The 4331-nt window shown below is 61.1% G+C and carries 3 protein-coding genes; 1 reads left to right on the forward strand and 2 read right to left on the reverse strand.

What is annotated here, in order from left to right; translation table 11 throughout:
- Window positions 1-130: 130 nt before the first annotated feature.
- Window positions 131-1756: a glucose-6-phosphate isomerase gene (pgi, locus tag AC13QO_RS29740; protein WP_488542744.1), complete on the reverse strand. Its 1626-nt coding sequence runs from the start codon at window positions 1754-1756 to the stop codon at window positions 131-133.
- Between the two features lie 138 nt (window positions 1757-1894).
- On the reverse strand, window positions 1895-3595 hold the full coding sequence (locus AC13QO_RS29745; protein ID WP_488542745.1) for a long-chain-fatty-acid--CoA ligase: 1701 nt from the start codon (window positions 3593-3595) through the stop codon (window positions 1895-1897).
- A 256-nt stretch (window positions 3596-3851) separates the two neighbouring features.
- On the opposite strand from AC13QO_RS29745, the gene AC13QO_RS29750 reads away from it, so the two are divergent.
- Complete coding sequence (locus AC13QO_RS29750; protein WP_085776800.1) at window positions 3852-4244, forward strand: PRC-barrel domain-containing protein; 393 nt, start codon at window positions 3852-3854, stop codon at window positions 4242-4244.
- Window positions 4245-4331 lie beyond the last annotated feature (87 nt).

A 4331-nucleotide genomic window follows, 5' to 3' on the forward strand; every position in this document is an offset into this window, starting at 1 on the left:
GCCCGCGGGGAGAAGGGAACATGCCGCGACCTCTCCGTCCCCCACCCAGTTTTCACAGGGCACGTCCCCTCGCCCCGTTTACGGGGAGAGGGTTAGGGTGAGGGGCGACAGGGCAAAAACCTCTCCATATTTACTTCGCAAGCTTCGCCAGCGCCGCGACCAGGCCCTGGGTGGAGGAATCATGGCTCGCCGCGCTCTGCTTGCCCTCGACGACGGGCAGCAGGCCGGTCGCCAGTTCCTTGCCGAGCTCGACACCCCACTGGTCGAAGGAGTTGATGCGGAAGAGCACGCCTTCCACGAAGACGCGATGTTCGTAGAGCGCGATCAGGCGGCCGAGGGCGTAAGGGGTCAGCTTGTCGTAGACGAAGGTGATCGACGGCCGGTTGCCGGCAAAGACGCGGTGCGGCGCGATGAAATCGGCCTTCTTGTCGTCCATGCCTTTGTCGGTCAGCTGCTTCTTGGCTTCCGCGAAGGTGCGACCCTTCATCAGCGCCTCGGACTGGGCAAGCACGTTGGAGATCAAGAGCTGGTGCTGGTGGCGCAGTTCCGGCTCGAAGGCATTGGCGGCGATCATGAACTCGGCCGGAATGATGCTCGTGCCCTGGTGAATGAGCTGATAGAAGGCGTGCTGGCCATTGGTACCGGGTTCGCCCCAGACGACCGGGCCGGAATTGCCCTCGACCGGCGTACCGTCGACGGTGACGCCCTTGCCGTTAGATTCCATGTCGAGCTGTTGCAGATAGGCCGGGAAACGCGACAGGCGCTGGTCGTAGGGCAGGATGGCGCGGGTCGGGTAGCCGAGCACATTGCGGTGGTAGAATCCGATCAGGCCGAGCAGCATCGGCAGGTTCTCGGTAACCGGCGCCTTACGGAAATGATTGTCGACCGCGTGCGCGCCGTCGAGAAACTTGCCGAAATTCTCCGGGCCGATGGCGATCATCAGCGGCAAACCGATCGCCGACCAGATCGAATAGCGGCCGCCGACCCAGTCCCAGAAACCGAAGACGCGGGCACTGTCGATGCCGAAGGCGGCGACCTTGTCGAGCGCCGTCGAGACGGCGGCGAAATGGTGCTGCACGGCTGCTTCGCCGAGCGCCTTGGCAATAAAATTGCGCGCCGTCTGCGCATTGGTCATCGTCTCGACTGTCGTGAATGTCTTAGAGGCGACGATGAAGAGCGTCGTCTCCGGCTGCACCAGCTTCAGGATATCGGCGATATGAGCGCCGTCGATATTGGAGACGAAATGGGCGCGCGGGCCGTCATGGAAGGGGGCAAGCGCCAGAGTCGCCATAACGGGGCCGAGATCCGAGCCGCCGATGCCGATATTGATGACGTCGGTGATCGCCTCGCCGGTGGCACCCTTCAGCGTGCCGGAGCGGATGTCGTCGGCAAACTTGCCCATGGCGGCAAGCACGGCATTGACGTCAGGCATGACGTCCTTGCCGTCGACGAGGACAGGCGTGTTGGACCGGTTGCGCAGCGCGGTATGCAGGACGGCGCGGTCCTCGGTGAAGTTGATGGCCTTGCCGGAGAACATCTCCTCGCGCTTCTTTTCGACGCCGCCCTCTTCGGCGAGCCTGACCAAGAGCTTGAGGATCTCGTCATTCACCGCCGTCTTGGAATAATCCATCAGCAGATCGTCGAGCGAGACGGAAAAGCGCGAAAAGCGCTGCGGATCGGCGGCGAAGGCGGCGCGGAGATCGGTCGCCTTGGTGGCATCAGCAGTGCTCTTCAGCTGTTCGACGATGGCGTTCATGGGAGGCTCCTTTTGAGGCGGAAAGGTTGCGGAAACTATTCGCTTTCTCAGGCGCAAATCAAGTTCAGCCGTCGCTTCAATATGAAAAAAGCCACCCGCGGGAAGCAGATGGCTGCTAATTTCACCCGCTTGTCAAATTCAGCCGCGCAAGTCCTTGCGCAGGATCTTGCCGACAGGCGATTTCGGCAGTTCGGTGCGGAATTCGATGAAACGCGGGCGCTTGTAATTGGTGAGGTTGGCGATGCAATGGGCCTTTACCTCCGCTTCCGTCAGGTTCGGATCCTTTCTGACCACGAAGAGCTTGACCGCCTCGCCGGAGTGCCCGTCCGGCACGCCGATCGCCGCGGCTTCGAGGATGCCGGCATGCATGGCGGCGACTTCCTCGATCTCGTTCGGATAGACGTTGAAGCCGGAGACGAGGATCATGTCCTTCTTGCGGTCGACGATCTTGGTGTAACCGCGCTCGTCCATGAAGCCCATGTCTCCCGAGCGGAAATAGCCGTCTGATGTCATCACCCGCGCCGTTTCCTCCGGCTTCTGCCAGTAGCCGGCCATCACCTGCGGCCCGCGGATGCAGATCTCGCCGATTTCCCCTGCTGGCAGCGAACGGCCGTCCTCGTCGCGAATGTCGAGTTCGGTGGAGGGCAGCGGCAGGCCGATCGAGCCGGTGAACTCGACCGAATCGAAGCGGTTGGCGGTGGCGACAGGCGATGTCTCGGAAAGGCCGTAGCCTTCCGTTATCGAAGTGCCGGTCATAGCAAGCCAGCGCTCGGCGACCGGGCGCTGGACAGCCATGCCGCCGCCAAGCGACATGACGAGCGAGGAGAAATCGAGCTTGGCGAATTCGGCATTGTTCATCAGCGCGTTGAACAGCGTATTGAGGCCGGGGAAGATGTGAATGTTGGACTTTCCGAACTCCTTGACGAGGCCGGGAATGTCGCGCGGATTGGCGATCAGAATATTGTGGGCGCCGAGCGACATGCCCATAAGCGAATTCACCGTCAGCGCGAAGATGTGGTAGAGCGGCAGCGCGCAGAGGAAATTCAGCACCTCCGGCTGCTTCTTGCGCTGGAAAGCCGACCGCAGCCACAGCGACAGCTGCAGCTTGTTGGCGAGCAGGTTCTGATGTGTCAGCACCGCGCCCTTGGCAACGCCCGTTGTGCCGCCGGTATATTGCAGGAAGGCGATGTCTCCACCCGTCAGCGCGACCGGCTGGAGACTTTTCCTTGCGCCTTCGCTGAGCACCTGACTGAAGCTCTTATGCTGCGGGATCGACCAGGAGGGAACGAGCTTTTTGACCTTGCGCACGACGAAATTGACCATCAGCCCCTTCGGCCCCAGCATTTCGCCGAGCGAGGTGACGACGACATGGCGCAGGTCGGTCTTGTTGAGGACCTGCTCGACGGTGCGGGCGAAATTCTCCAGCACGAAGATCGCCTTGGCGCCGGAATCCCGCAACTGGTGTTCGAGTTCGCGCGGCGTATAGAGCGGATTGACATTGACGACCACCAGGCCGGCCCGCAGGATCGCATAGGTGGCGACGGGGTTCTGCAGCACATTCGGCATCATCACCGCGACGCGGTCGCCTTTCTCGAGGCCGATGCTCTGCAGCCAGGCGGCGACCTTGCGCGTCTGGCTTTCGAGCTCGCGATAGCTCATCGCCTTGCCCATGCTCGAAAAAACCGTCCGGTCGGCGTAACGGGCGCAGGATTTTTCCAGAAGTTCGGCGAGCGAGGCATGTTCCAGCGGCGGCAGTTCGGCCGGAACCATATCGGGATAGGTGGCAAGCCAGGGCTTGTCCGCTTTTGCTCCGTTCGGATGGACGGAAATGCTGCTCATCGTGTCTCTCTCCCTTGCGGCCACCGCGCCGATCGAATCGTGGTCGACCGGTCCGCAATTGACCGGAAGCATCCTCCATCTTCCAGTCCCGCAGCTTATGCCATTGCCTGTATGGTTCAAGCCGTATGAAGCTATACTAACCTTGACGTAAACGTCAACAATAGCCCATCGCGTCGTCGAAAGGGTGGGAACTTTGAGTCCGCAATGGCGTTGACCGTTCATACCAACCATGAGGAAACACCCAAAGGAGGTTCAAATGTTGAATCAGGACACCGACGCCAGCCGCCGTGACCCGAACACCAAGGAAACGCATTCGCTGATCGCCAGCGACCGCGTCGAAGGCACCCGAGTCTATGGCCCTGATGGCCGGCATATCGGCTCGATCGAACGCCTGATCATCGGCAAGCGTGATGGACGCGTCGCCTATGCCGTGCTGAGCTTCGGCGGCTTCCTGGGCATCGGTCACGACCACTATCCGCTGCCTTGGGAAAAGCTGAACTACGACACCCAGCTGGACGGTTATCGAATCGACCTGACCAAGGAGCAGATCGAAGGCGCACCCAGCTATTCGGACGATGACGACACTTGGTACAACGATAATGGCCGCCGGGTGTATGATTATTACGGCGTGCCGCCCTACTGGATGTAATCTCGTCCGATGGACCGAGCTGGAAGGGCCCCGTTAGCAGCGGGGCCTTTTGGTGTTGGTGATGTCGTGAGCTTGGCGGCCCCTCAA

The sequence above is a fragment of the Rhizobium sp. CNPSo 3670 genome, from assembly GCF_057784555.1.